We start from the raw sequence: 25,243 nt of genomic DNA, 5'->3' as shown, positions 1-25,243 counted from the left end.
CGTAGCCGCGTTCAGGTCGCGAAGAGGCGGTCGCCCGCGTCGCCGAGGCCGGGCATGATGAACCCGGAGCGGTTGAGGTTGGCGTCCACTCCCGCCAGATAGATGGGCACGTCCGGGTGCTCGCGCTGGACCCGCGCCACCCCCGCCTTGGCCGCGATGAGGCTGACCAGCACGATCTGCTTGGCCTTGTCGGTCTTGAGGATGTGCAAAGACTCCACCGCCGACCCTCCGGTGGCCAGCATCGGGTCGCAGAGCACCACGAAGCAGTCCCGGATGTTCTTGGGCAGGCGCACGTAGTAGCGCACCGGGTTCAAGGTCTCCTCGTTGCGGTAGAGCCCGATGTGCCCGATATGAGCCTGGGGCAGGAGGTGCTGGAGCCCGGGGAGCATTCCCAGACCGGCGCGCAGCACGGCCACGAAGGCGACCGGCTGAGTCGTCACCAAGGCGGGCGACTTGCCCAGGGGCGTGCGCACCACGGTCTTCCTGGTCCTTACGCCGCGCAGGGCTTCGGCGCCCAGCAAGGTCGAGACCTGCGACATGGTGCGGCGGAACTCCTCGTGGCCGGTGCGACGGTCGCGCAAAGTCGCCAGCTTCTCCTGGATGAGCGGATGGTCGCAGACGAAGACTTTACCAGCCATCATTTCACCACCTGCCGGATGACCGGCATGGGCTTGGGTTTCTTGCCCTCGATCTTGAGCGCGGTCAAGAAGTACGCCGTGGCCTCGTCGATCCTGGCCCCGTCGCTGCCGTGGACGCGGGCCACGCATTCGCCCTTCTTGACCTTGGAGCCGACCTTCCGGTCCAGGATGAAGCCGGCCCCGTAGTCGAGCGCGGAATCCTTGTTCGCGCGTCCCGCGCCCAGGATCACCGCGGCCTCGCCCACCTTGCGCGCGTCGAGCCAGGTGATGTAGCCGGCCTGGGGGGCCAGGATCTCGCGCTTCATGGCGGCCTTGGGCAGGAGGTCCAGGTCGCTGGCCACGCGCGGGTCGGCGCCGTGCGCCTCGATCATCTTCTGGAACGACACCAGGGCCGCCCCGGAACGGATGACGGCCTCGAGCTGGGCCGCCCCTTCCTTGGGGTCCTTGGCCTTGCCGCCCAGATGCATCATCCAGCCGCCCAAGGCCAGCAGGCATTCCGCGTAGTCCGCGGAGGTGAAATCGCCGCGCAGAATCTCCACGGCTTGGATGACCTCCAGGGAGTTGCCCACGTAGCGGCCCAAAGGCTGGTCCATGGCGGTCAGGACCGCCACGGCCTTGAGGCCGAGCTTGCGCGCGGTCTTGACCAAGGCGCGGGAGAGGGCCTGGGCGTCCTTGGGGTTCTTGAATATGGCGCCGGAGCCGATCTTCACGTCGAGGACCAAGGCGTCGAGGTCCTCGGCGAACTTCTTGGAGAGGATGCTGGCCACGACCAGGGGCACGGACTCGACCGTGGAGGAGGCGTCGCGCAGGGAGTAGAGCGTGCGGTCGGCCGGGGCCAGGTCCTGGGTCTGCCCGAACATGCACACGCGGATACGGGCCAACTGGGACGTGATCTCGTCGATACCCATGCGCACGCGGAAGCCTTTCATGGACTCGAGCTTGTCCAAGGTCCCGCCGGTGTGGCCGAGGCCGCGGCCGGACATCATGGGCACGACCAGGCCCGCGGCGGCCATGAGCGGGGCCAAGGCCAAGGAGATCCCGTCGCCCACGCCGCCGGTGGAATGCTTGTCCACCTTGGGGGCGCGCAGGCGCTTGAGGTCCAGCCGCCGTCCGGAGAGCGCCATGGCCCGGGTCAGGGCCGCGGTCTCGGTCTCATCCATGCCTCGGCAGCATACGGCCATGAGCCAGGAGGTGAGCTGATAGTCGGGCACGCCGACCTTGGGGTCCGAGGCGGCCTTGACGACGAAGGCGATCTCCTCGTCCGTGTGCTTGCCGCCGAGGCGCTTCTTGGCGATGATGTCGAGCATCCGCATGGGGGGCTCCCGAAGCCTAGGAGATTTTGATGAAGTCGTTGAGGACGATGCGCAGGCCCTCGGAGACCTTGGCGCCGAGCTCCAGGACCTCGCTGTGGTTCAGGGAGGCGCCCCTCATGCCGCTGCACATGTTGGAGATCCACGTGAGCGCCGCGACCTTGATGCCCATCTGCCGGGCCGGGATGACCTCCGGGACCACGGACATGCCGACCACGTCTCCGCCCCAGGCGCGGAAGGCGCGGATCTCGGCGGGCGTCTCGTAAGAAGGGCCGCACACGGCGGTGTAGACGCCCTCGTGCACGGAGAGCTTGTGCTTGTGGCAGATGGCGATGATCTGCTTGCGCAGGTCCAGGTCGTAAGCGTTGACGAGGTCCGGGAACATCTCGCCGAACTCCTCCTCGTGAAAAGCGCGCAGGGGGTTGCGGCCCATAAAATTGATGTGGTCGGTGATGGCCACGAAATGGCCGGGCTTGATCTCCTCGCGCACCGAGCCCACGGCCGCGGTCAGGAACACGGTCTTGAGGCCGAGGTACTCGAGCATGCGCAGGGGCAAGGCGATGTTCTCCATGGAATGCCCTTCGTAGTAGTGGAAGCGGCCCTGCATGACGGCCACGCTCTTGCCGTGGAGCTGGCCGAGGATGAGCTTGCCCATGTGCCCGGCCACCGTGGTGCGGGGGAAACCGGGGATGTCGGTGTAGGGGATGATGATGGACTTTTCCAGGATAGGCACGGCTTTGGCCAGACCTGAGCCCAGGATGATGCCGACATGGGGGGAGAAACCAGGAACCCTGCTCTTGACGTAGTCGGCGGCTTTGCGCACGGCACCGATGTAGGTTTTGATTTCCATGTTGTAGGAGAGCTCCTTATGGTTGCTCGATTCTAGCACATTTAGATAAAATGCCGTGTGCCTACCGAACTTGCTCCCTTGACCAAAGAGTTGCGTGCGGACATCATCCGCATGATCGCAGCTGCGGGCTCCGGCCATCCGGGCGGATCCCTCTCCGTCATCGACATCCTGGCCGTGCTTTACGACAAGCACCTGCGTCACGACCCCAAGCGGCCGGACTGGCCGAGCCGCGACCGTCTGGTCCTCTCCAAGGGCCACGCCTGCCCGGCCCTCTACGCGGTCATGGCGCACCGGGGCTTCTTCCCGAAGGAAGAGCTCATGACCCTGCGCAAGCTGGGCTCGCGCCTGCAGGGCCACCCGGAACGGCACCGCCTGCCGGGCATCGAGGCCGCGACCGGCTCTCTTGGCCAGGGCCTTTCCATCGGCCTAGGCATGGCCCTGGCGGCGAAACTAGACGGCACGGACCAGCGAGTCTACGTGGTGACCGGAGACGGAGAGATGCAGGAAGGCCAGGTCTGGGAAGCCCTGATGGCCGCCCCGAAATTCAAGCTGGACAACATGACTCTGATCGTGGATCACAACAACGGGCAGATCGACGGACATGTCGACGAGGTCATGCCGATCGAACCCCTGGCCGAGAAGCTCAAGAGCTTCGGATGGGAAACGCGGACGATAGACGGCCACGACCTGGCCGGCATCGACGCGGCGCTGGGCGCAGCGAAGGCGGTCAAGGGCAGGCCGCAGGCCATCGTGGCCAAGACGGTCAAGGGCAAGGGGGTCTCCTTCATGGAAGACAACATCGCCTGGCACGGCAAGGCGCCCAACAAGGAAGAGACCGAGAAGGCTCTCAAGGAGATACTCAGTGCCTAAGGCGACCCGGGAAGCGTTCGGCGAGGCGTTGGTCGAGTTGGCGGACAAGTTCCCTCAGCTCGTGGTGCTGGACTCGGACCTTTCCAAGTCCACGATGACCGTGGGTTTCGCGAAGAAGCACCCGAACCGGCACTTCGAATTCGGCATCGCCGAGCAGAACATGATCGGCGCGGCCGCGGGCATGGCCCTGTTCGGCAAGGTCCCGGTCTGCACGAGCTTCGCCTGCTTCCTGATCGGGCGCCTCGAGACCATCCGGGTCGCCGTGACCTTGAACCGGGCCAACGTCAAGCTGGTGGGCACGCACGCGGGCCTGGGCATCGGCGACGACGGGGCCTCGCAGATGGGGCTGGAGGACGTGGCCGCGATGCGCTCCCTGCCCGGCATGACCGTCCTGCAGCCGGGCGACGCCTTGGAGGCCCGCCAAGCCGTGGAGTGGATGCTCCAGCACCAAGGGCCGGTCTATCTGCGCCTGACGCGCCAGAAGCTCGATGACGTCCACAAGCCGGACTATAAGTTCGAAGTCGGAAAGCTCGACGTGGTCTGGGAACCGGAGCCGAAGGCGAAGCATTTCCAGGCCACGATACTGGCCTCCGGCGGGACGGTGGGGGGAGCCGTCGCCGCGGCCAAACAGCTCCAGCCCAAGGGGTTCGCCGTGCGGGTGGCCAACGCCGGGACGCTCGCCCCTTTCGACGTGGATTCGGTGGAGGATTTCGCCAAGGACAGCGAGCGGCTGGTGACGGTGGAGGACCACAATATCGTGGGCGGTTTGGGCAGCGCGGTCTGCGAAGCCGCGGCGTCCTTCGGCGCGGGCAAGCCGGTGGTCTGCCTGGGCGTGCGCGAGACCGGCGAGTCGGGCTTGTCGGCCGAGCTCTACGAGCGGCACGGCCTGAGCGCGCCGCATATCATGGAAGCCTGCATCAGAAACCTGGTCTAGGGGGTCAGGTCTTGACATTGGACATCCCGGCCGCGTCCGGCCAGAAACTGCGATGATCAAAACACCCGGGGCATTCATCTTCCTGACCGTGCTGCTCTGGGGCGTCGCAGGCGTCATCGACAAGCTGACCCTGCGCTACCTGGGCGCCAACGAGACCTTCGTGGTGCGCATGGGCGTCAACGCGGTCTTGTCGTTGGCGCTCTTCTTCTGGGGCTGGCTGCCGGCGCGCGCGGCCGTGTCCGCGGCGGGCAAGCTGCCGCTCCTTCTCATCACGGTGAGCCTGGTGCTGACCTTGACCGGGGTCTTCTGCTACATCAAGGCCTTGTCGTCGGGCGAGGCGCTGCGCATGGTGCCCTTGAGCTCCACCTTCCCGCTGGTCACTTTCCTGCTGGCCCTGGCTTTCCTCGGGGAGACCTTCTCCTGGGTGAAGCTGACCGGGACGGTCTTGATCTGCGCCGGCGTCGGGCTGCTCGCCTTCTAGCGATATCAGTCTTTCACTAACGGATGTGAAGTTTGTGAGGGTCTGACCCCTTTTTACTACAATAGGGCCATGAAAGTCGTCTTCTACACCAACGAATACCCTCCCTACACCTACGGCGGCGCCGGCGTGGCCGTCGAATACCTCACCCGCGAGCTCGCCAAGCTCATGGATGTGGAGGTCCGCTGCTTCGGCGACCAGAGCTCCAAGAAGCCCCGCCTGCAGGTCACCGGCTATCAGGCCTGGAAGGAGCTGTCCCAGGACGCGTACAAGGGCTACGGCAAGGCTTTGGAAGCGCTGAGCGTCAACCTCCAGTTCTGCAAGAACAACACCGCCGACATCGTCCACTGCCACACCTGGTACACCAACCTCGGCGGCTTCTTCGCCAAGATTCTCCACAAGATCCCTTTCGTCATGACCACCCACTCTTTGGAGCCCCTGCGCCCCTGGAAGCGCGAGCAGCTCGGCAACGCCTACGACCTCAGCAGCTGGATCGAGCGCAATGCCGTCGAGGCCGCGGACGCGCTCATCGCCGTCTCCGCCGGGATGAAGAAAGACATCCTCTCCTGCTACGACCTCCCCGCCTCCAAGGTGCACGTCATCCACAACGGCATCGACCTCAAAGAATACCGTCCGAGCCTGTCGACGCGGGCCCGCAGGCAGTGGGGCATCGACCCGAGCCGGCCCTACGCGCTCTTCGTGGGCCGCATCACCCGGCAGAAAGGCATCATCCACTTGGTCAACGCTTTGCCCCATATCGACCCTGCGGCCCAGATCGTGCTGTGCGCCGGAGCCCCGGACACCCAGTCGATCGCCGCGGAGATGGAAGCCGCGGTGGCGCGCATCCGCCGCGTCCGCAAGGACGTCATCTGGATACAGAAGATGCTCCCCAAGCCGGACGTCATCGAGCTCTACAGCCACGCCGCCGTCTTCTGCTGCCCCTCGATCTATGAGCCCTTCGGCATCATCAACGTCGAAGCCATGGCCTGCGGCGCGCCGGTCGTGGCCTCGGCCACCGGCGGCATATTGGAAGTCGTGGTCCCGGGGAAGACCGGCCTGCTGGTGCCCTTCACGCCGCGCCAGGACGGGACCTACGAGCCCAAGGACGCCCGCAAGTTCTCGCGCGACTTGGCCTCGGCCGTCAACCGGGTCCTGCGCAGCCCGGCCCTGCAGAAGCGCTTCGCGGCCGAAGGCCGGCGCCGCGTGGAGACCCAGTTCAGCTGGGCCGGGGTCGCTCGCAAGACCCTCCAGCTCTACCGGAGCCTGGTGTGAGAGGAGCCGTCCTGGCCCGCTCCAAGCCCGCCGGCCTCGGAGCCCGCTGCCTCGGGCCGGAGTGCTGCGAGTTCCTGGTCTGGGCGCCGTCGGCGCGCAAGGTCGCTTTGCGCCTGCTCTCGCCCAGGATGGCCTTGGTCCCCATGGAGACCGACGGCTCGGGCTATCATTGGGCCGCTCTGCCCGGCATCAAGCCCGGGACGGAATACCTCTATCGGCTCGACGGCAAGAAGGAGAGGCCTGACCCCGCCTCGCGCTGCCAGCCCAGCGGCGTGCACGGCCCATCGGCTGTCATGGACCCGGCCTTCGCCTGGCACGACCGGAGTTGGAAAGGCCTGCCTTTGGAACACGCCGTCATCTACGAGCTCCACGTGGGGGCCTTCTCCCGCGCCGGGACCTTCGCCGGCGTCATCCCCCAGCTCGAGCCCCTCGCCGGGCTGGGCGTGACCACCCTCTGCCTCATGCCCGTGGCCCAGTTCCCCGGACAGCGCAACTGGGGCTACGATGGGGTCTACCCCTTCGCCGTCCAGGACTCCTATGGCGGAGCGCGCGGGCTCAAGCGCCTCGTAGACGCCGCGCACCGGCGCGGCTTGGCGGTCATGCTCGACGTGGTCTACAACCACCTTGGTCCCGAGGGCAACACCCTGCGCGACTTCGGTCCCTATCTCACCGGCAAGACCCCGTGGGGGGAGGCCGTCAACCTCGACGGAGCCGACTCCGACGAGGTGCGCCGCTTCTTCATCGAGAGCGCCCTGCGCTGGCTGGACGAATTCCACATCGACGGCCTGCGCCTAGACGCGGTGCACGCCCTGCGCGACTTCTCGGCCCGGCCGTTCGTGGAGGAACTCAGCCAGGCCGCCCACGAGCTCGGCGCGGCCCAAGGCCGCCGGGTGCACATCATCGCCGAGAGCATCCTCAACGACCCACGCGTCGTCCGGCCCGGCGCTCAGGGCGGCTGGGGCTGCGACGCGCAGTGGGACAAGGATTTCCACCATGCCCTGCACACCGCCCTGACCGGCGAGCTCGCCGGCTACTACGCGGACTTCTCGGGCCTCCAGGACCTGGCCCGGGCCTATCGCGAGGCCTACGTCTACGTCGGCCAATACTCATCCTGGAGGCGGCGCAGCCACGGCCGCAGCGCGCAGGGCCTGCCCGCCTCCCGGTTCGTGGTATACGCCCAAGACCACGACGAGGCCGGCAACCGGCCCCAAGGCGAGCGGCTCTCCGCGCTGGTGGACTTCGAGGCCTTGAAGCTGGCGGCCGGGGCGGTGGCCCTCTCGCCCTACCTCCCCTTGTTGTTCATGGGCGAGGAATACGGAGAGACGGCGCCCTTCCTCTATTTCACCAGCCACCACGACCGCAGCCTGGCGGCCTCGGTGCGGCAGGGACGCGGCCGGATGTTCGACTCCTTCGCCTGGCCAGACAGGACCTCCCCGGACCCGAACGCGGCCGGCACTTTCTCGCGCTGCAAGCTCGACTGCGGCCTGCGCCGCAAAGGCCGCCACGCGCTCCTCCAGGATTTCTATCGCCGCCTCTACGCTCTGCGGCGGGAGCATCCGGCCTTGGCCCCGCGCGACCGGCAGAACCTCGACGTGGAGGTCCATGAGGAGGCCCGGGCTTTGGCGGTGCGGCGCCGAGCCGGCGCCGAGGAAGCGTTCTTCGTCCTGCATTTCAACAAGAGCGCCGGCCGCCTGCGCCTGGAGCTTCCCGGAGGCGGCTGGGCCAAGCTCTTGGACTCGGCCCAGCCCCAGTGGGGGGGGCCCGGCAGTCCGGCCGTGGAGCGGCTGGCCGGCGGCTCGGTGGAACTGAGCTTGGCGCCCCTTTGCGTGGTGGTCTATGGAAGGAGCGCGCGCTAGGATTCTAGGAGGGACCTTGGATAAGAAAGCGACGAACGGCGCAGATGCGGCAGCGGTCTGGCTGCCCGGGCCAGCCAAGGACAGCCCCAAACGAGCCGCCGCGCCGGCCGCGCCCAAGGAGAAGCCTTCGGCCGCGCCCGACAAGCGCGTGGTCATCGAAAAGGTCCGACCCGAGCTCGACGACGGGCGCTTCCCCATCAAACGGGTCGTGGGCGAGCCGGTCTGCGTGGAAGCCGACGTCTTCGCGGACGGCCATGACGAGCTGGTCTGCTTCATGCTCTACCGCAACGAAGACGACGCGGAGTGGACGCAGGTGCCCATGCGCCCCCTGGGCAACGACCGCTGGCGCGCCGAATTCACGGTCGCGGAGCTGGGCCAGTACCGCTACACGGTCCAGGCCCGCATCGAGCCTTTCCTCACTTGGCTGAGAGACCTCAAGAAGCGGCTGGAAGCCGGCCAGGACGTGCGGCCGGAGCTGCCGGTCGGAGCGGGGCTCGCGGCCGAGGCCGCGGGCCGGGCCGAGGCCGCGGGCCAAAAGGCGCAGGCGCGCCTGCTCAAGGACCTGGCCAAGGACCTGGAGACGCGCGGCGACCCGCGCGAGAAGGCGGCGCGGCTGGCCGCGCCAGAGCTCACCGGCCTGGCCAGCGCCTGGGGCGACCCGCAGACGTTCGTGCGCCACGGCCGGGAGCTCGCGGTCTCCGTCGACCGCGTCAAGGCGCGCTTCAGCGCCTGGTACGAGCTCTTCCCGCGCTCGGCTTCGCCCAAGCCCGGCGTCCACGGCACCTTCAAGGACCTCATCGCGCGCCTGCCCTATGTCGCGGAGCTGGGCTTCGACGTGCTCTACCTGCCGCCCATCCACCCCATCGGCAAGACGCACCGCAAGGGCCAGGACAACGCGCTCAAGGCCGGCCCCAACGACCCGGGCAGCCCCTGGGCCATCGGCGATGAGACCGGCGGCCACAAGGCCGTGCACCCGGAGCTCGGAACTCTGGAGGACTTCCGCAAGCTGGTATCAGCCGCCCAGGACCACGGCCTGGAGATCGCCTTGGACATCGCTCTGCAGTGCTCGCCGGACCATCCTTACCTCCAGTCGCACCCGGAGTGGTTCAAGGCCAGGCCGGACGGCAGCCTGCGCTTCGCCGAGAACCCGCCCAAGAAGTACGAGGACATCTATCCGCTGGACTTCACCTGCAAGGACTTCAAGCCGCTCTGGGAAGAGACCAAGAGCATCTTCGAGTTCTGGATGGCGCAGGGGGTGCGCATCTTCCGGGTGGACAACCCGCACACCAAGCCCTTCGGCCTGTGGGAGTGGCTCATCGACGATCTGCGCCGCAAGGACCCGGGACTGATCTTCCTGGCCGAGGCCTTCACCCGGCCCAAGGTGATGGCGCGGCTGGCCAAGGCGGGCTTTTCGCAGTCCTACAACTACTTCCCCTGGCGCAACTCGAAGTGGGAGTTGGAGAGCTATTTCCATGAGCTGACCCATACCGGGGTCAAGGAATTCCTGCGGCCCAACCTCTGGCCCAACACGCCGGACATCCTGACCGAGTACCTGCAGTTCGGGGGCAAGCCGGCCTTTTTGGTCCGGCACGTGCTGGCCGCGACCTTGGGCGCGAGCTACGGGATCTACGGGCCGGCTTTCGAGCTCTGCGAAAGCACCCCGCGCGAGCCCGGCCATGAGGAGTACAAGGACTCGGAGAAATACGAGCTCAAGCACTGGCCTCTGGAGCGCAAGGACAGTCTGCGCGCCCACATCGCGCGGGTCAACCGCATCCGGCGCGAGAACCCGGCCCTGCAGAACGACTCGAGCCTGCGCTTCCTGCGCTGCGACAACGAGCAGATCATCTGCTACACGAAGCAGGCCGGCGAGAACATGGTCCTGGTGATCGTGAACCTCGACCCGAACCACAAGCAGGCGGGCTGGGTGGAACTGCCGCTGGGAGAGTTCGGCCTGGCCGCGGACAAGCCGTATCAGATGCACGACCTGCTGGCCGAGCGGCATTATCTCTGGCGCGGGCCGCGCAACTACGTGGAGCTCGACCCGCACGGGATGCCGGCGCACGTCTTCAAGCTGCGCCGCTACGTGAGGACGGAAAGGGACTTCGACTACTTCCTATGAGGAAAAATAAAATGCGACAGACCATGAAGCAGCTCTCCATCGCACTCGCCCTGGCAGCGGGCCTTTCCGCATGCGTCGGCCGCAGCGAATCGTCCATAGGCACGGCCCAGCATCCCTTGGTGGTGCTACTCTCGCCCGCGCACGCGCCGGCGTCAATGGACTCTCTGGGCGCCATCGCCGGACGACTCTCCGACGCCTCCGGCCTGTCGGTGGAAGCGCGAGTCGCAGCTTCGCCGCTGGACGCCATCGAACAGTTGGGCACGCGCAAGGCTGACGCGGGCATCCTGACCCTGGAGGAGTTCCTCCTGGCCCGCGAGGAGTACGGCGTAGCGGCCGGCCTGCAGGCCCTGCGCGGCAAGGGCGAGACCCAGTTCGACGGGGTCATCCTGGTCATGGCCAAGAGCACGGCTCAGAAGGTCTCCGACCTCGACGGCGGGAAGTTCGGCTTCGTGGACCCCTATTCGGTCAGCGGCTTCTTGCTGCCCGCCCAGTTCCTCCACAAGGAGGGAGTCCAGGTCGAAGCCAAGTTCCTGGGCAGCCATGACAAGGCCATGGAGGCTTTGGTCAGGGGGGAAGTCGCGGCCATCGCCACTTACGGGCACCGGGCCTTGAAACGCAAGGACCTGCGCGTCCTGGCCATGACCGGGACCGTGCCCAACGAGCCCTTCGTCTTGCGCAAAGGCCTGCGGCCGGAGAAGCGCGACGCCCTCCTCAAGGCGCTCCAGGGCTTGGCCGGCAGCGCCGAGGGAGAGAAGGATCTTCTGGCCGTGGCCGACATCACGGGATTCGGGCCCGTCGCTGAGCAGGCCTACCGTTCCGTCCACGATATCCTGGAAGCGGCGGGGAAGTCCGTCTACGACATCGTGCCGGAAGGCGCCGAGGTCCGCCGCCTCAACCAGCCCTACATGGACCTGCGCTGAATCTCACAGTGACAGCTCGTAGGCCACGACCGCGTTCTTCTTGCCCTTGGCCTTGATCTCCCTGCGCTCGACGGCCGAGAACTTCGCGGTCCCCAGCTTGTAGAGCTCCTCGCAGACCAGCAGCTTGCCCGGCGTGCAGTTCGACTCCAGCCGCTGGGCCGTGTTGACCGCGTCGCCGATGAAGGTGTACTCCCGCCGGTCCGGCGAGCCCACGTTGGCGCGCACGGCCCGGCCGCTGTTGATGCCGATGCGCACCGTGAAGGGGCTGCCCTTGGCCTTGAGGCCGCTGAAGAGCTCCAGCAGCCTGCGCCCCGCGGTCAGGGCCTCCTGCGGCGTGGGGAATACCGCGAAGATGCAGTCCCCGATGAACTTGTCCACGTCCCCGCCGCAGGAATAGATGGTCTCGGTCGCGGGTTTGAATATCCCGTTCAAGGCCGCGACCACCTCGGAGGGGCCGTGCTCCTCGCTGTAGGAGGTGAAGCCCTTGACATCCATGAACAGGAAGCAGCCGTTGAACTCCGAGTCCGGCAGCTCGTATTGCCCGGCCGCCACGCTCGCGCCCACCTTGGCCCAGACCTGGTGCGGGGTGTAGCGGTGGATGACCTCGTTCTGCTGGCGCAGGCTCTCCCCGTCCAGATAGGACTTGCGGCTGAGGTTGGCCAGGAACTTCTCCGAGTCGTCGTGGATCTCCTCGCTCTGCGCCAGGAGCCTGCGCAGGCCGGCGGCTTCATCGCCGGAGCCGCGGCTCAGCGCCGCCGGAGACGGGATGCTGGCCCGCGCCGGCTGGGGGCCCTTCAAGGCCATGATGCACACCGTGGTCGTGTGATACTGAGAACCGCTCAGAGGCTGCGCGGGGTCGACGATATCCTCGTAGCGGTTGAGGCAGGGGCCGAACTCGCCGCCCGAGTAGTAGCCGAAGACCGGGACGTCCCGGCCGAACACGGACTGGATGACCTCGAGCTCCCTCTGGGTGCGGCTGTGCAGGATGGCGCTGCGGGAACAGCAGCTGACCACGAAGACCAGGTCCGGGCGCTGCCCGCCCAGCGCCCGCAGGCAGCCCTCGGCCGATTCCCGGGCGCCGCCCAGCAGGCCATTGCGGCTGGCCAGCGTAAGCTGGGCCTTGCGCCCCTGCAGGTCCTCGACCGGGAAATAAGAGATGCAGCCCTCCTTGAAATCGCAGGCCACGGGCAGCTTGATCCGGGAGCGCCGGTCGCCTTCCACCAGCACCGAGAAGCCGTAGCGCTGGACCATGAGCTCGAAGAAGGCGTCCGATTGGTCCCGCCCGAGGAACTGGCGATAATAGTCGAAGACCGGGACCCCGCCGACCTCGTAGACCTTCCCGTCTTCGCAGCTGCTCAGCTCCACGGCGGGGCCCACGGGCTGCCAGCCGTGCGCGAAGCCGAAGGCCGTGCGGAACCCTTCCTGGGGCAGGTCCAAAAGCGCCAAGCGGGCGGTCTTCTTCGTCAGCCGGGCTCCGGCGTACTGGTAGTTCGTCCAGAAGTCGGGATGGCTCATGCCCAGGTCGTAGTCGCCGCAGCAGAGCCCTCCGAAGATAGGGGCCGGGCCGATGACGTCGTTGACGCCGAGGAGCATCTCGTGCTCGCGGCCGGTGGTGATGCCCGCGAAAGCCAGGGCCAGCGGCCGCGAGGGGGAAGGCGAAGGGGGGGCCGCAGGCAGGCCGCGCGCCAAGGCTCGGCCCGTCTCGCGCAGGTCGGCGCCCATATCCTGCATCGAGAACCGCACGCGGGCCCCGTCTAGCGAGAGCAGCAGGACGGCCAAGCCTTCCTTTGAGACCCCGGCGTTGGTCATCTGCGCGTAGCAGGACCCGCCCATGAGCATGGAGCCGTCCAGCTCCTGGCAGAGCGCCCCGTGCAGCTTCTGATGGTCCAGATGGATGGAGCCGAAGGCGACTGCCAGGTCCGGCTTGGGCACCGTCTTCTTGGCCTGCGCCACGGCCTCAGCCGCAGCCTGCGCCGAGTCCGAGTCCATGCTCACGCCGATCCCGATATCCATGCTATCTCCCAAAATGCATCAGCAGGCTGTAGTTCAGAGTCCGGTCGTTCTTCTGTATGCCCGCGAACGGCCGGGAATCATATTCGTCGATGAAGGCGATCTTGAAGGAGAGTCGGTCCTTGGTCACCTTGAGCTGGAGGTACGTCTCGGAATAGATCACGTAGTTCGCGAACTCGGAGAAAGAGGGCATGTAGATGAAGTCGGCACCCACCTTGGCGAACGGAGAGACCGGGAAGGCGAAATTGAGGCGCGCCTGGGAACGGACCGTCTGGCGGATCAAGCCGGAGTTGAAGGCCTCATAGTCCGGCGTCACGGCGTAGCTCGCCAGGATGTGGTCGAAGCCGGGCAGGAAGCTGTGGTAGCAGACGCCCCCGCCGTTCATGGTCCGGTAGCGGACCTGCAGGAACCTGTTCCTGGCCTGCGTGCTCAGGGCGAAGAGGTTCCACCGCGGCTGCACGGAGTAGGCGTAGAGCACGGAGCCCTTGGTCTTGTCCAGGACGATGTTGTCGCCGAACCTAGCGTAATCCTCCGCCGCTTCGAGGAAGACCTGGTGGTCCCGCGCCAGCTTCGCGGTGAACTCGGCGCCGCCCGAGAAGCTGTTGCTCCGGACGTTGCCCTGGAGGTAGCCTCCGCCCGCGCGCAGGTCCAGGCCGTATTCTTGCCACGGGAACCAGAGCTCGGGAGGCCGGGTGCGCAGGTCGTCCGTGCGCGCGTAGTTCTGGGCGCGGCTCGGCGCCGGGCCCAGGGCGAACGCGAAGAGCGCTGAAGCCACGGCGAACAGACATCTGCTTCTGCGGATCATGAGCCACCGTCCAAGGCCTGCCGGAGCGCCAAATCCCGCGGGTCGGCGAACTCGCCGCGGCCCGGGGCCAGGAAACGGCGGAACAAGCCCCGGTCCTCGCCCAACTCCTTCATGAAACCGGCGATGCTCTGGCCGCGGCGCCAGCGCCTGGCCAAGAGGCCGTAGCGGTACAGCTCGACATACCGGGCCGCGGAGCTGTCCCAGGAGGCGTCGGTGGCCATGGCCGCGCGCATGCGCCGCACATGCCCGGGATAGTCCTGGCGGAAGACGCGCAAGGCGTCTTGGATGGAGCCGAAGAAGGCGTTGCACTCCCCGTCAAAATCGCCGACGTCGAGCCAGTCGTAGAGATAGCCGCAATGCCGGACCTTGGTGAGCCCCCCGACGGCGCGCACGACGGGCAAGGTCCCCAGGAGCGCGGCCTCGTAGTCCACCAAGCCGCAGGGCTCGAAGCGGGAGGGGATCAGCACGAAGTCCGAGCCGGCCAGGATGAGCTTGGAGAGGGGCTGATTGAAGGTGTTGTTGAAGTAGACCCGCCCCTTATGGCGCCGGGCCAAGGAGAAGAACCAGCTCTCCACGCCCTTCTCGCCGTCGTCCGCCGAGGCCAGGACCACGAAGCGTGACTGCGGGTCGAAGTCGAGCGTGCGCTCCACGACGGCCGCGATGGCGCGGAAGTTCTTCTGCTCCGACATCCGGCCCACGGCGCAGAAGAGCGCGGGGTAGCCCCAGATGTCGTGGCCGAAGGCCTCCCGGTAGAGCAGGCGGCGAAGCTCCTGCTTGCGCTCCAGGCGGTCCGCGTCGAAATCGTGGTCCCGGGAGAGCAGCTCCGCCCGGACCCCCGGGTCGGAGAAGATCGGGGCCGGGGACCTCTCCTGCAAGGCCCGCAGATGCGCGCAGCGCAACTCGGGCATATGCTGCGGCCAGTTCTTGGCGGCCAGGCCGTTGGTGATCCCCGCCACCGGGATCTTCTCGAAGAGGTCCAGGCCCCGGTTGGGATGGAAGATGTCGACGGGGGGAGCCCCTTTCTGCCGCCAGGCGCGGCGCCGCAGCGAGTCGTAGCTCTCGCGCAGTTCGGCGGCGTAGCCCCACGTGCCGTCGAGGTCCCCGCTGACGGTGGTGACGCGGCCGCCGGTCTTGTGGACCTTGAGCATGCAGGCCTTGGCGGCGTTGAGGCCGTCGAAGTAGTCGAAGTACTCGTGGAAGAGCTTCGCCCCGGGCAGGTCGAGGCGGTCGAGCGTCTCGTAGCCGCCGCCCAGGATATGGCAGACGCCCTGGTGGGAGGCGTTGTGCAAGGTAAGATGGACCGGAACGTCCTTAAGGTACTCGTCGCCCAGGTAGAGGGGCACCAGGCCCACGTGGGAGTCGTGCAGATGCACGGTCTGGAAATCCCCCTGCCGGATGTAGCCGGCCATGGCCTGGGAGACCGCGGCGCAGAGCTTCATCATCATCCAGGGATCGTTGGGATAGACGGCCCGGGCTCCGGTCCAGCCCAGCTGGCCCGGGTCCCAGAAATAGAGGCTCCGGACGGCCCCCGGCTCCATGAACACGTGCTCGTAGACCTCGAACTCGAAGGACGTCCCCTCGATGCGCGCGGCCGGGCGCAGCGCGAGCTTCTTGAGCCGGGACCGGTCGTAATGCGCGAAGCAAGGAGAGAGGAGCTCGATCTCGAGGCGCAGGCCCTGCCGGGCCGCGGCCTTGACCAGCTCCGCCGGAAGCTCTTCCATCACGCCGCCCAGGCCGCCGACCTTGGTGCCGAAGCCCGACCTCAGCCGGCCGATCTCCCAGGCGCATAGAGCCACGCGCAGGGAGTTCACGGCGTCTCCAGGACGGCGCGGACCCTCAGGGCGATGTCGCGCACATGGCCGAGGAGGTAGGACTGCTCTCCCCACTCCAGCGCCGCGAGCTTGCGCTCCAGGCAGTCGGCGAAGCTCTCGCCTTGGACCGGGCGGGTGCGGTAGGCCTCGAAGACGGCGAAGAGCAGACGCAGGCAATGGTCTCCCAGCGAGCCCACGTACCAGGCCGGGGGCAGGTAGCTGCCGGTGCTCTGCAGGTTGAAGCGCAAGGACGCCGCGGCCTGGGGGATGAAGTCGAAGACCTCCGCCTCCTGGCGGCCGCACTTGGGGCAGGCCACCCCCGGAGCGTACGGGATGTAGAAGGCCTGGCAGCCCGCGCACTTGTGCTCGTAGTAGACGTGGATGGTCACGCGTACCCCGTGGCGTCGAAGGCGGCGGGGATGTGGAGGGTCCCTTGCGGAGACAGCGCGACCACGTCGAAGCGCAGGGGGGCGTCGAGGCGGCGGCTCTGCGCGTAGGCCTGCGCGGTGCGGATGATGCGCCGGCGCTTGGCCGCGGTCACGGTCTCCTGCGGCGAGCCGAAGGCGTCGCTGGACCGGGAGCGCACCTCGACGAAGACCACGGTCTCACCGTCCTGGGCCACCAGGTCGATCTCCCCGAAACGGGTGCGAAAGTTGCGCGCCAAGATGCGCATGCCGCGTCCCCGGAGGAACTCTTCGGCCAAGCGTTCCGCCCGCGCGCCCGCCTCCCGGCTCATGCGGGGAGCGATTCGCGGACGGGGGCGAACGTGTACCGGTGGACCCGCGCCGGCCCCAGCCGAGCCAAGGCCTCGCGATGCTCGGCCGTGCCGTAGCCCTTGTGCCGCGCCAAGCCGTAGCCGGGATAGCGGCGGTCGAGCCTGCGCATCCAACGGTCGCGCACCACCTTGGCGACGATGCTCGCGCAGGAGACGGCCAGAGACAGCCGGTCGCCATCCACGACGGCGACCTGCTCCAGGGGCAGGTGCGGGATGGGGCGGTTGCCGTCCACCACCACGAGGCAGCGGCCGGCCGGGACCTTCGCGGCGGCTCTCAGCGCGGCCCGACGCATCGCTCCGAGCGTCGCGGCGAGGATGTTGCTGCGCTCGATCTCGCGGGGCTGGGACCAGGCCACCGAAACGGCCTCGGCGCGGGCTCGGATGGCGCGGGAGAGAGTCTCGCGCCGGGAGGGGGAGAGCAGCTTGGAGTCCCGCGCGGCCAGAAGCTCCCTGGGGACCTTGGCGCCCAAGCGCACCGCCGCGACCACGACCGGTCCGGCCCAGGGGCCCCGGCCGGCTTCATCGACGCCAATAAGCCACCCCGCGCGCCGAGAGGCGCGCAGGGTGGCATCGAACCGATGGCCCGCGCAAGCGGCCACGGTCGGACTACTTGGCCGTGGAACCGGCCTTGACCGCGGCCGCCTTGCCCGGCTTGGCGTCCGTGGAATGGGACTTGCCGGTCTCGCTGTGGGCCGGCGCCGGAGCCGCCGCGGGCTTGGCCTTTTCGGCCTGCGCCGCGCCTGCGGCGGGGGCCTCGGACGCCGGGGCCGCCTTCGGGCCTGCCTCGGGAGTCTCGCGGCTGATCTCGTCGACGCGCGCCGCGCGGCCGCTCAAGCCCCGCAGATAGTAGAGCTTGGCCCGCCGGACCCTGCCGGACATGGTCACCTCGATCTTCTCGATGTGCGGGGAGAACAGGGGGAAGGTCCGCTCCACGCCCACGCCGAAGGACACCTTGCGCACGGTGAAGCTGGCTCCGTCGCCGCGGCCCCGCCGCCCCAAGCACGTGCCCTCGAAGACCTGGACGCGCTCGCTGTCGCCTTCCACGACCTTGATGTGAACCTTGATCGTGTCGCCCGGACGGAAATCCGGGAACTGCTTCTTCGCCTGTTCTGCTGCCACCATCATAACTCGTCTCCTATGTGCTTATGTGCTAGTCTTCAACAAATCCGGTGGTCTCCGGACAGCAGGGCCTCAGGCACCTTGCGGCCCTTCCAGACCCGCGGCCGGGTGTAGTGCGGATGCTCCAACAGCCCAGCCTCGAAGGACTCTTTGAGCGTCGCGTCCTCCTTCTTGAGCACGCCGCAGATGAGCCGCGCCACGGCGTCGGCCACCATCATAGCCGGGAGTTCCCCGCCCGTGAGCACGAAGTCCCCGACCGACAGCTCCTCGTCGCAGCAGCGCAGGACCCGCTCGTCGACGCCCTCGTAATGGCCGCAGACCAGGACCAGGTGCTTCTCCCGGGCCAGCCGCCGCGCGGCGGCCGCGTCGAATCTTCGGCCCTGCGGCGAGAGGTAGACCACGCGGCTGCCTGGCCGGCGCACGCTCTCGATGGCGCGGTAGAGGGGCTCGGCCTTGAGCACCATGCCCGCGCCGCCGCCGAAGGGCCGGTCGTCGACGGTCCGGTGCCGGTCCGGGGCGAAGTCGCGCGGGTTGACGGTCCCCAGCTCGAGCAGCCCGCGCGCGCGGGCGCGGCCCACGATGCTCGCGCCCAGAACGGGCTCGAACATCTCCGGGAACAGCGTCACCACGTCGATGCGCATGGTCTTCTTCGGCCTCAGTCGATGTCCACCACCGTCTTCTTCTGCGCCTTGGCCCCGGCCGCGCCCACGAGGGACCGGATGGCCTTGATCACCTTGCCCTTCTTGCCGATGATCTTGCCCTTGTCCTCCTCGGCCACGACCAGCTTCAAGGTCACGGTTCCGTCGGATTCCGAGTCCTGCACCGAGGCCTGGTCCGGATGATCGGCCAGGTTCTTGACCAGGAATTGAGCGAGGTCTTTCATGGCTTGGCCTGCTCCGCGGCGGCCGACGCGGGCGCCGCAGACTTCTTCTGGGACTGACGCATCAGCTTCTCCACCGTCACGGACGGCAGGGCGCCGTTCTTGCGCCAAGCCTCGTAACGGTCCTGACGCACCACCAGCTTCTTGTTGATCGTCTCGCCGCGGGGGTCGTAGCTGCCCAGGACTTCGATGGGCCTGCCCGTGCTGCCCCGGCTGCGCTCGATGGCGACCACGCGGTAGTGCGCCTGCTTCGGTTTTCCCGTCCTCTGCAACCTGATGACTACGGACATGTCTCCTCCTGTTGAACTCCTCGAAATCAGCCCGCGCGCCCGGAATAAGCGGCCTGCGCCTTGGCGCGCAAGGTCCGGATGGCCCCCGCCGGGTCGGGGTTGCCGAAAACGCCGGCGCCCGCGATGAGGATCTCCGCACCGGCCCCGGCCGCGGCTTCCACGGTATCCAGATTGATGCCTCCGTCCACTTGCAGGCGGCACGGCAGGCCGCCCTCGTCCAGGGTCCGGCGCGCCGCCGTTATCTTGGGCAGCATGGCGCTGAGGAACGCCGCCCCGCCGAAGCCCGGCTCCACGGTCATGACCAAGGCGATGTCCGCCTCGGACAGCAGCGGCAGCAACCCGTCGGCCGGCGTGCCCGGTTTGACCGCGACGCCGGCCTCCACGCCCTGGCCGCGCAGCGCGCGCAGCAAGGCCCGCGGGTCGCCGCAGGCCTCCAGATGGAAGATGATGCGGTCCGCGCCGGCCTTGATGAACCAAGGGGCCGCGGTCTCGGGGTTGGTCACCATGAGATGGACGTCCACGCGCAGGGGGGAGAGGCGCTTGACGGCGCGCACCAGATCGGGCCCGAAGCTCAGGTTGGGAACGAAGTGCCCGTCCATCACGTCCACGGTGACCCACTCGCCGCCGCCCTCCTGGACCCGGCGCAGCTCGGCCGGCAGGCGGGACAGGTCCGCCGACAGAAGCGAGGGCACGATCTCCACCGTCCGTGCCGCGGTCATGGTCACATGTCCCTCTCGTCGACGAGGATGCCGTTGAGGAAGATGCGCACGTGCGCTCCGCCCGTCTCCTGCACCGGCAGGTCGATCTTGGAGCCGGGCCGGCGCAGGCCGTTGAAGAGCTCGCGCTCGCCGTACTTATCCGAGACCACGATGCGCACCAGGCTCTCGCTGCCGCCCTGCGGCAGCTCGTAGTGGAAATTGGTGACGGCCGGGCCGGCCTCGCCGGACTTGCCGAGCTTGCCGCTGATGACGACGGAGACCTTGGCGGCCGCGCTCAAGGGAGTATCCGGCGCCGGTTCCTGGGACAGGATGGTCCCGTAAGCGAAGGGGGAGGACAAGTCCTTGCGAGAGCTCAGCGTCGCGCCCGCGGTGCTGGCCCAGGACTGGACCTCCTGGATGTTCTTGCGCAGGAAATCGGGCATGAGGTTGACCCCGGTCGGCGGCGAGCCGCCCGAGACCGTGACGTTGACCAAGGCGTTGCGCTCGACGCTGGCCTCGGCCTTGGGCTCCTGGGAGAGGACGGTGCCTTTCTCGAACTTGAGGGAATAGCTCTCGTTGACCTCTCCCAGCACCAGCTGGCTCTGGCGCAAGAGCATCTCCCCGTTGCGCAGGGGCAGTCCCACGATGGACGGGGTCAAGACGGTCTCTCCGCCCTGGCTGACCACCACGCGGACGATCTTGCCCTCGCGGACCACGGTCCCGGCCGCGGGGTACTGGCGCAGCACGGAAGCGATGGGCACGGCGTTGTTGAACTCGGTGCCTTCCTTGCGCAGGCCGATGTTGAGAGGGGAGAGCAGGTCCAAGGCCGCGGAGATGGACCGCCCCTTGAGCTCGGGCATGGTCTGAGTCTTGCGGTCATGGATCACGCCTTCTATCCCCCATTGCAGCAGAGCGAAGACCGCGACCACGAGAGCCAAACTCACGCCGATCGCTTCCCACGACCGCACCTCCCCCTTCATATCGAGAATCATGCCAAAGACAAAAAGTCCCCCACGCCGAGGCGGAGGCCATTGAGAAAATCCGCAGCGGCTACCGGCTTTTTACCCTCGGTCTGAACCGTGAGGAGCCAAACACTGCTGCAGTCCGAGCATTGTACCAAAATACCGCCGTGCGGTTCAATGCCGACGATGAGGCCGGGGCCCGGACCGGAGGCGGAGCGTTCGCGGGGCTCGGGCAGGCGGGTCCGGTGCACCTGGACGAGCCGCGGGGCCGGGGACTTCAGCTCGAGATAAGCCGTCGGCCACAGGCGCATGCCGCGCACCAGGTCATGGATCTGCCGCGCGGGCCGGGAGAAAGAGATGCGGGCGTCTTCCCGACGGATGCGGGGGGCCAGGCTGGACTCCCCGGCCTGGGGCTCCTTGCGGACGCGGCCCGCCGCGAGCTCGTCGATGGCCCGCTCCAGGGCCTCCAGGCCCAGAGCGGTGAGGCGAGAGAACAGCCCCTCCGCGTCATCATCGGGCCCGATATCGAGAGCCCGCTGCAAGAACACGGGGCCGGTGTCGAACCCCCCTTCGATCCAGAAGACGGTGACGCCGGTACGGGACTCGCCGCGCGCTAGGCTCCACTGCACCGGCGCCGCGCCGCGGTACTTGGGCAACAAAGAGAAATGGACGTTGAGGCTGCCCAGCGCGGGGACCGCCAACAGTTCGGGGGGGAGGAGCTTGCCGTAGGCCACGGCCACCGCGAGGTCCGGCTTGAGCTCCGAGAGCTCCGCAGCCGCGGCCGAGGGTCTCTCCGGCTGCAGGACCTTCAGGCCCGACTCCAGGGCCCGGGCCTTGACCGGAGTCGGCTGCACCCGCAGGCTCCTGCCGACGGGCTTGTCCGCGCTGGTGAGCACGCCCACGACCGCGCTCTTGCGGGCCAGGAGGTCCAGGAACGGGACGGCTAGCGCCGGCGTACCATAGAAGAGGGTCCTCACGTCCAGTCCCGGCGCAGATCCTTGATGAGGGAGAGGACCTTGAGCTTCTCGGTGAAAGGCAGGCGGTCGATGAAGAGCTTGCCGTCGAGGTGGTCCACTTCGTGCTGGAAGGCCTTGGCCAGGAGCCCAGTGCCCTCCATCTCGAAGGGCCGCCCGCGCGCGTCCAGGGCGCGGATGCGCACGCGCGCGCAGCGCTTGACCCGGGCGAAGACCCCGGGGACGGACAGGCAGCCCTCCTCCTCGAAAATGGCCCCTTCGCGAGCGACGATCTCGGGATTGATGAGCACCAGGCGCTGGGCCTTGCCTTCAGGCCGCACGTCCACGACGGAAAGCCGCAGGCTCAGTCCCACCTGGGGCGCGGCCAACCCGACGCCCTTGGCCGAGTACATGGTCGCCCACATGTCCTTGAGCAGCTTGGGCAGGCCCGGAAGCAAGGTCTCGTAGGTGACGGGCGCGCAGGCCTTCTTGAGGACCGGCTCGCCGTGCTTGGTGATGCGCAGGATGGCCATCCGGATCTCCGTCGCTGGCGGGCTAGGGGTTCTCCACTCTGCGGATGATCGCCAGAGCCGCGGCCGGGTCGGGCGCGCCCGCCAGTTCCGCGATGATCTGGGGCTGGAATAGGGAGGCGACCCCGCGCAGGAGTTGCAGGTGCAAGGGCAGGATATCCGGCCTGCTAGAGGAGAAGAACAGGAACATGAGCCTGATGGTCAGATCTCCGGCCTTGGGGTCCGCGATCCCCTGGGGGACCAAGGCCAGCGCCGCCACGATCTCCGTGATCGAATCCACCCGGGCGTGGGGCAGGCTCAACCCGGTATCCAAGGTGGTGCTGATGCCCTGCTCTCGCTCCAAGACCTTGGCCAGCAGAGTCTGGGGACTGCCGATGGCCTTGCGATCGCAGAGCCGGCCGACCAGGAGCTCGATGAGCCCGTCCTTGCCGACCCCGGCCGGGGCCTGGATCACCACGTCCTCGCTCAAAATATTGGAAATGGCGATGCTTTTCGGACGGACCAACGCTCCCGCCTTGTTGGAAAGTCTCTCCGATTTTCCTAAAGCGGCGGCAGGCTGGCGTTTCTTGTCAGGGAAGAACGGCAGAACCATAGAAGATTCATAATTATACCATTCGCGAATTGGACTGTCAAAACCGACACTTGCTAGAATGGCGCATGTCCTGCAAGCCTCTCATGGGGCGGACCATCCTGGTGACCCGCCCCGAAGGTCCGGCGGGCCCTTTGGCCGACGGCTTGCGGGCGCTGGGCGCGCGCGTCTGGAGCGTGCCGGTCATCCGCTTCGCGCCGCCCGCGTCGTGGACGCGCCTGGACGCGGCGCTGCGTGACCTCGGACGTTACGATGCCGCGGTCTTCGCGAGCGCGCGCGCCGTCGAGAGCACCTTCGCCCGCGCGCGGGCCCTGGGCCTGAGGCTGTCGCCGCCGCCCAAGGTCTTCGCCGTGGGCCCGGCCACGGCCGGCGCCCTGCGCCGCAGAGGCTGGCGCGCTGTGGCGCCGCGAAGGCATCGCGCCGAGGACTTGGCCGCGGTCGCGGGCCGGGTGCGGGGCCAGAGGATATTCCTGCCCCGGGCGCAGGCAGGCCGCGAGGTCCTGCCGCGCCTCCTGCGCGCGCAGGGGGCCAAAGTCGACGCCGTCGCCGCTTACCGGACTCTGGCGGACCGACGCGGCGCGCGGCGCCTGCGCGCGGCCGCAGCCTCCGGCGGCGTCGACGCCGTGGTCTTCACCTCCGGCTCCGCCGTGGAGAATCTCCTGCGTCAGCTTCCCGCCGCCTCCCGCCGCCGCCTCTTCAACCGGGCCGTGGCGGCCTCGATCGGGCCGGTCACCAGCGCCGCGCTCGAACAGCGCGGGGTGAGCGCGGCGGTGGAAGCTCCGCGCGCCACAGTGGCCTCCCTCTGCGGCGCGCTCGCGAGGCATTTCCGTGCGCGCTGAACGAGCTGAACTGCGCCACGTCCTGCGGGAAGCCCTGGACCGGGCCAGCCGAGTGCTCCGGCGACGATTCGGCTCGGTGAGCATCCGCTACAAGGGCCGGGCCAACCTCCTCACGCAGGCCGACCTGGAGAGCCAGAAGGCCATCCTGGAGTTGATCCGCCGCCGTCTGCCGCGTCATGACTACCGCGCCGAGGAGAAGGCCTGCCGGGACACCGGCTCGGAGTACGTCTGGGTCATCGACCCCCTGGACGGGACCACGAACTTCGCCCACGGCTATCCGGTCGGCTGCGTGTCCATCGCCCTGCTGCGGCGCGGCCGCCCTCTGCTCGCCGGGGTGCACGACCCGTTCCGCGACGAGCGCTTCCTGGCCGAAGCCGGATGCGGGGCCCGGCTCAACGGCAAGCCGATGCGCGTCTCCGCGGTGCGGAGCCTGGCGCGGTCTTTGCTCATCACGGGCTTCCCCTACGACCGCCATTCGCGCCCCGACTTCTACACCGGGTTCTACCGCTCCTTCATGGTCCGCTGCCACGACGTGCGCCGCAGCGGCTCGGCCGCCCTGGACATGGCCTGGGTGGCGGCGGGGCGCGCCGAGGGCTTCTGGGAATTCCACCTCAGCCCCTGGGACGTGGCCGCGGGGCTGCTGCTCGTGCGCGAGGCGGGGGGGAAGGTCTCGGATTTCCACGGCCGCCCCTGGGATGGGATCGCGTCTTTCGGCCGTCAGACCTTGGCCAGCAACGGCCGCGTCCACGCCGCGATGCTCAGGATCCTGGCCGAGCGCCTCGGCGCTAGAAGCGCAGCGCCAGAGTGAAGCGGTTCTGCATGCCCAGGTCTCCGTAGGGGACCCAGGCATAATCGACCCGGAAGCCCCCCAGGTCCAAGCCGCCGCCTGCGGTCAACCCAGCCGCTCCGTCGAGCTCCCGGATGTGGTTCTGGTCGTAGCCGAGGCGCAGGGCGGCGCTGTGCTTGCCCTGGTCGAACCTGTAGGTCGCCTCCACTCCCAGACTGACGTAAGGGTCTTGGTCCGAGGGCACATGCACGTCGAGGCTCGAGTCGACGAAGGTGGACAGATGCCAAAGGACTCCGCCCGCGAAAGCCAAGGGCAGCGGCGCCGACGTCCCGCCCACCTTTATGGGCGGCCCGAGGTTGGAGACATGCGCCCCGACATCGACGGGACGGTCTCCGACCAGGCAGATGCTGCGGGCTTGCGCGCCGAAGTCGAGCGCCGCGCTCGTCCCCGATACGTCATCAAGGGACGACCGGATCAGCTTCAGGCCGCCGCCCAGGGCGAAGCCGTCGAACCGCCGCGCGTAGGCCAGGGCCACGGCCAGATCGTAAGGCCGGAAGGAGCCGACCGCATCCCCGCGGCCGTTGTAGGCCGTCTGGGCGCTTTGGGAGAAATACACCAGGTCCGCGCCCAAGGCGCCGGACCGCCCGACCGGGCGTCCCCAGGCCGCGGAGCCGAGATAAGAGCTCTCCAGGAGATTGTCGTAGGAGAGGCTCAGTTCGGAGGGGGACTCCGGCAGAAGGCTAGCGAGGCCGGCGGGGTTGGTGAACAGGGCCTCGGCCCCCTGCGCGCCGGCGGCCGCCGCGCCCCCCAGAGCCGAATCGCGCGCCGAGCGGACCAGCTTGAGGAATGCCGCGCCGGTCGTGCCGACGGAGCCGGCGGAGAACGCGGAAGGCGCGAACATGCCGCCCCGGGCCGGGGCCGCGCCGGTCACGAGCAGGACCAGCGCGA

The 25,243-nt window shown here is 68.1% G+C and carries 27 protein-coding genes and 1 pseudogene; 9 read left to right on the top strand and 19 right to left on the bottom strand.

The annotated features are described in order from the left end of the window. Positions 1 to 11: 11 nt before the first annotated feature. The 3 genes from upp to NTY77_01765 are packed head-to-tail and all read right to left on the bottom strand — an operon-like array spanning position 12 to position 2,798. Entirely contained in the window at positions 12 to 638 is a 627-nt protein-coding gene (upp, locus tag NTY77_01775; protein ID MCX5794209.1) for a uracil phosphoribosyltransferase, read from the bottom strand. After that, complete coding sequence (locus tag NTY77_01770; GenBank protein ID MCX5794208.1) at positions 638 to 1,951, bottom strand: thymidine phosphorylase; 1,314 nt, start codon at positions 1,949 to 1,951, stop codon at positions 638 to 640. Before NTY77_01770 ends, upp begins: the two co-directional genes overlap by 1 nt. Positions 1,952 to 1,967: 16 nt before the next feature. After that, complete coding sequence (locus NTY77_01765) at positions 1,968 to 2,798, bottom strand: purine-nucleoside phosphorylase (GenBank protein MCX5794207.1); 831 nt, start codon at positions 2,796 to 2,798, stop codon at positions 1,968 to 1,970. Positions 2,799 to 2,855: 57 nt separating this feature from the next. Between NTY77_01765 and NTY77_01760 the strand changes: the two genes are divergently transcribed. The 7 genes from NTY77_01760 to NTY77_01730 all read left to right on the top strand — a co-directional run bounded on the left by NTY77_01760 (position 2,856) and on the right by NTY77_01730 (position 11,247). After that, entirely contained in the window at positions 2,856 to 3,668 is an 813-nt protein-coding gene (locus NTY77_01760) for a transketolase (protein ID MCX5794206.1), read from the top strand. Continuing rightward, a complete protein-coding gene (locus tag NTY77_01755; protein MCX5794205.1) occupies positions 3,661 to 4,602 on the top strand; it encodes a transketolase family protein in 942 nt (313 codons plus the stop codon). The genes NTY77_01760 and NTY77_01755 overlap by 8 nt, the downstream gene beginning before the upstream one ends. A 52-nt stretch (positions 4,603 to 4,654) precedes the next feature. After that, entirely contained in the window at positions 4,655 to 5,083 is a 429-nt protein-coding gene (locus NTY77_01750; GenBank protein ID MCX5794204.1) for an EamA family transporter, read from the top strand. A 69-nt stretch (positions 5,084 to 5,152) separates the two neighbouring features. Next, positions 5,153 to 6,352 carry a glycogen synthase gene (glgA, locus tag NTY77_01745; protein MCX5794203.1) on the top strand — a complete coding sequence of 400 codons (1,200 nt, stop codon included), beginning with the start codon at positions 5,153 to 5,155 and terminating at the stop codon, positions 6,350 to 6,352. Beyond that, positions 6,349 to 8,208, top strand: coding sequence for a malto-oligosyltrehalose trehalohydrolase (gene treZ, locus NTY77_01740; GenBank protein MCX5794202.1), 1,860 nt, complete (start codon positions 6,349 to 6,351; stop codon positions 8,206 to 8,208). The genes glgA and treZ overlap by 4 nt, the downstream gene beginning before the upstream one ends. A gap of 148 nt (positions 8,209 to 8,356) precedes the next feature. Continuing rightward, on the top strand, positions 8,357 to 10,327 hold the full coding sequence (locus NTY77_01735; protein MCX5794201.1) for an alpha-1,4-glucan--maltose-1-phosphate maltosyltransferase: 1,971 nt from the start codon (positions 8,357 to 8,359) through the stop codon (positions 10,325 to 10,327). A gap of 11 nt (positions 10,328 to 10,338) precedes the next feature. Continuing rightward, positions 10,339 to 11,247: a PhnD/SsuA/transferrin family substrate-binding protein gene (locus tag NTY77_01730; GenBank protein MCX5794200.1), complete on the top strand. Its 909-nt coding sequence runs from the start codon at positions 10,339 to 10,341 to the stop codon at positions 11,245 to 11,247. A 3-nt stretch (positions 11,248 to 11,250) separates the two neighbouring features. Here NTY77_01730 and NTY77_01725 read toward each other — a convergent pair whose 3' ends face one another. From NTY77_01725 to NTY77_01655, 15 genes and pseudogenes are all read right to left on the bottom strand, one after another. Then, positions 11,251 to 13,260, bottom strand: a complete 2,010-nt coding sequence (locus NTY77_01725; GenBank protein MCX5794199.1) for an FIST C-terminal domain-containing protein — start codon at positions 13,258 to 13,260, stop codon at positions 11,251 to 11,253. 1 nt (position 13,261) lies between these two features. Further along, entirely contained in the window at positions 13,262 to 14,062 is an 801-nt protein-coding gene (locus NTY77_01720) for a DUF481 domain-containing protein (GenBank protein ID MCX5794198.1), read from the bottom strand. Beyond that, positions 14,059 to 15,873 carry a glycogen/starch synthase gene (locus NTY77_01715; protein ID MCX5794197.1) on the bottom strand — a complete coding sequence of 605 codons (1,815 nt, stop codon included), beginning with the start codon at positions 15,871 to 15,873 and terminating at the stop codon, positions 14,059 to 14,061. Before NTY77_01715 ends, NTY77_01720 begins: the two co-directional genes overlap by 4 nt. Continuing rightward, the gene (locus tag NTY77_01710) at positions 15,870 to 16,262 is read right to left on the bottom strand and encodes a hypothetical protein (GenBank protein ID MCX5794196.1); all 393 of its coding nucleotides are present in this window, start codon (positions 16,260 to 16,262) and stop codon (positions 15,870 to 15,872) included. Before NTY77_01710 ends, NTY77_01715 begins: the two co-directional genes overlap by 4 nt. Further along, positions 16,259 to 16,609 (bottom strand): YraN family protein, encoded by a 351-nt coding sequence (locus NTY77_01705; protein MCX5794195.1) that lies wholly within the window; start codon positions 16,607 to 16,609, stop codon positions 16,259 to 16,261. The genes NTY77_01710 and NTY77_01705 overlap by 4 nt, the downstream gene beginning before the upstream one ends. Continuing rightward, complete coding sequence (locus tag NTY77_01700) at positions 16,606 to 17,247, bottom strand: ribonuclease HII (GenBank protein MCX5794194.1); 642 nt, start codon at positions 17,245 to 17,247, stop codon at positions 16,606 to 16,608. The genes NTY77_01705 and NTY77_01700 overlap by 4 nt, the downstream gene beginning before the upstream one ends. Before the next feature lie 202 nt (positions 17,248 to 17,449). Next, positions 17,450 to 17,773, bottom strand: a pseudogene (gene rplS, locus NTY77_01695) (50S ribosomal protein L19). Positions 17,774 to 17,805: 32 nt separating this feature from the next. Then, positions 17,806 to 18,408, bottom strand: a complete 603-nt coding sequence (gene trmD / locus NTY77_01690) for a tRNA (guanosine(37)-N1)-methyltransferase TrmD (protein ID MCX5794193.1) — start codon at positions 18,406 to 18,408, stop codon at positions 17,806 to 17,808. A 14-nt stretch (positions 18,409 to 18,422) separates the two neighbouring features. Next, positions 18,423 to 18,650, bottom strand: a complete 228-nt coding sequence (locus NTY77_01685) for a KH domain-containing protein (protein ID MCX5794192.1) — start codon at positions 18,648 to 18,650, stop codon at positions 18,423 to 18,425. Next, entirely contained in the window at positions 18,647 to 18,937 is a 291-nt protein-coding gene (gene rpsP / locus NTY77_01680; GenBank protein MCX5794191.1) for a 30S ribosomal protein S16, read from the bottom strand. Before rpsP ends, NTY77_01685 begins: the two co-directional genes overlap by 4 nt. Positions 18,938 to 18,963: 26 nt before the next feature. Further along, the gene (gene rpe, locus NTY77_01675; protein MCX5794190.1) at positions 18,964 to 19,656 is read right to left on the bottom strand and encodes a ribulose-phosphate 3-epimerase; all 693 of its coding nucleotides are present in this window, start codon (positions 19,654 to 19,656) and stop codon (positions 18,964 to 18,966) included. Between the two features lie 2 nt (positions 19,657 to 19,658). Then, positions 19,659 to 20,615, bottom strand: coding sequence for a PASTA domain-containing protein (locus NTY77_01670; GenBank protein MCX5794189.1), 957 nt, complete (start codon positions 20,613 to 20,615; stop codon positions 19,659 to 19,661). A gap of 8 nt (positions 20,616 to 20,623) precedes the next feature. Continuing rightward, positions 20,624 to 21,574 carry a methionyl-tRNA formyltransferase gene (gene fmt / locus NTY77_01665; protein MCX5794188.1) on the bottom strand — a complete coding sequence of 317 codons (951 nt, stop codon included), beginning with the start codon at positions 21,572 to 21,574 and terminating at the stop codon, positions 20,624 to 20,626. Continuing rightward, positions 21,571 to 22,083 carry a peptide deformylase gene (gene def / locus NTY77_01660; protein MCX5794187.1) on the bottom strand — a complete coding sequence of 171 codons (513 nt, stop codon included), beginning with the start codon at positions 22,081 to 22,083 and terminating at the stop codon, positions 21,571 to 21,573. Before def ends, fmt begins: the two co-directional genes overlap by 4 nt. A gap of 22 nt (positions 22,084 to 22,105) precedes the next feature. Continuing rightward, a complete protein-coding gene (locus NTY77_01655; GenBank protein MCX5794186.1) occupies positions 22,106 to 22,672 on the bottom strand; it encodes a PTS sugar transporter subunit IIA in 567 nt (188 codons plus the stop codon). A gap of 65 nt (positions 22,673 to 22,737) precedes the next feature. On the opposite strand from NTY77_01655, the gene NTY77_01650 reads away from it, so the two are divergent. Both NTY77_01650 and NTY77_01645 read left to right on the top strand, forming a co-directional pair. Further along, entirely contained in the window at positions 22,738 to 23,508 is a 771-nt protein-coding gene (locus tag NTY77_01650; GenBank protein ID MCX5794185.1) for a uroporphyrinogen-III synthase, read from the top strand. After that, positions 23,498 to 24,316, top strand: coding sequence for an inositol monophosphatase family protein (locus tag NTY77_01645; GenBank protein MCX5794184.1), 819 nt, complete (start codon positions 23,498 to 23,500; stop codon positions 24,314 to 24,316). The genes NTY77_01650 and NTY77_01645 overlap by 11 nt, the downstream gene beginning before the upstream one ends. Here NTY77_01645 and NTY77_01640 read toward each other — a convergent pair. Next, the gene (locus NTY77_01640) at positions 24,294 to 25,226 is read right to left on the bottom strand and encodes a PorV/PorQ family protein (GenBank protein MCX5794183.1); all 933 of its coding nucleotides are present in this window, start codon (positions 25,224 to 25,226) and stop codon (positions 24,294 to 24,296) included. The genes NTY77_01645 and NTY77_01640 overlap by 23 nt on opposite strands. Between the last annotated feature and the right edge of the window lie 17 nt (positions 25,227 to 25,243).

It is taken from the genome of Elusimicrobiota bacterium (assembly GCA_026388095.1).
GTDB lineage: Bacteria > Elusimicrobiota > Elusimicrobia > UBA1565 > UBA9628 > UBA9628.
The sequence above is the reverse complement of the archived record's forward strand: the minus strand, read 5'-3'. Positions and strand labels throughout refer to the sequence as shown.